This window comes from Hydrogenophaga intermedia, from assembly GCF_023715105.1.
GTDB classification, from domain to species: domain Bacteria; phylum Pseudomonadota; class Gammaproteobacteria; order Burkholderiales; family Burkholderiaceae_C; genus Hydrogenophaga; species Hydrogenophaga intermedia_A.
On the sequence record NZ_JAMBNO010000078.1, the window covers coordinates 1 to 1,060 of the forward strand.

1 protein-coding gene is annotated in these 1,060 nt (G+C 65.1%); it reads left to right on the forward strand.

Annotated features, from left to right (window positions below; translation table 11 throughout):
• Nucleotides 1–42 precede the first annotated feature (42 nt).
• A partial coding sequence (locus M3149_RS22635) for an IS1595 family transposase (RefSeq protein ID WP_251711606.1) occupies nt 43–1,060 on the forward strand: 1,018 nt, incomplete at its 3' end.

Genomic DNA, 1,060 nt, shown 5'->3' on the forward strand with positions numbered 1-1,060 from the left:
TAAGGGGTATCCGCTTAGCTCCAGTTCGGATACCATCACTGGATGAATATCCAGCATATCGCATCACCGGCAGCTGGCAAGGACTACCCCAGCAACTGGAACGAGTTTCTGGACTGGTTCGCCAGCGAAGAGGCCTGCCAGTCCTATCTGGAGAAGCTGCGCTGGCCCAACGGGTTCGTTTGCCCGGCTTGCGGTGTGGCCCAGGAGCCGTACCGTTCCAGCCGGGTGCGGCTCATGTGTCGCAGCTGCGGGCGCCAAAGCACGGTTACCGCCGGCACCATCTTCGACAAGACGCGCACGCCCCTGCGGGTGTGGCTGGCCGCTGCGTGGTACCTCACCAATCAGAAGCAGGGGGTCAGTGCCTTGGGGCTGCAGCGGGTGCTGGGCCTGGGCAGCTACGAGACCGCCTGGACGATGCTGCACCGCTTGCGGCGGGCCATGGTGCGCCCGGACCGCGAGCGCCTGAAGGGCCTGGTCGAGGTCGACGAAACCTACCTGGCGCTCAGCGACCGCGAGGAGCCCATTTCTCCTGTGGGGCGCAAGAACAAGACGACGAAGGTGCTGGTGGTCATCGCCGTGGAAGTGCACGAGCCCAAGGGTTTCGGTCGGATTCGACTGAGCCGCATCGCCAACGACTCCGACGCGTGCGTGGTGCCGTTCGTGCAGGCGGCGGTCGAGGCCGGGGCGCGGGTTCGCACCGATGGCTCAGCAGCCTACCGCTCGCTCAAGGACCTGGGCTACGACCACCAGCGCAAGGTCATGCTCGGTTCGGACACGCCAGCGCACGTGTCGATGGCCGGCGTGCATCGGGTGGCTTCGCTGGTCAAGCGCTGGATGCTGGGCACCCACCACGGCTCGGTGCAGCCCGAGCACCTTGACGCCTATCTGGACGAGTTCGTCTTCCGCTTCAACCGTCGCACGTCGGGCTCGCGTGGCCTGTTGTTCTACCGCTTGCTGCAGCAGGCCGTGGTCACCGACCCCTACACCTATGCCGACGTGGTGCGCAAGGCTCCACGCGTCGCACAAAACGGGGTAGCATCATTACTGGATGGATATCCAG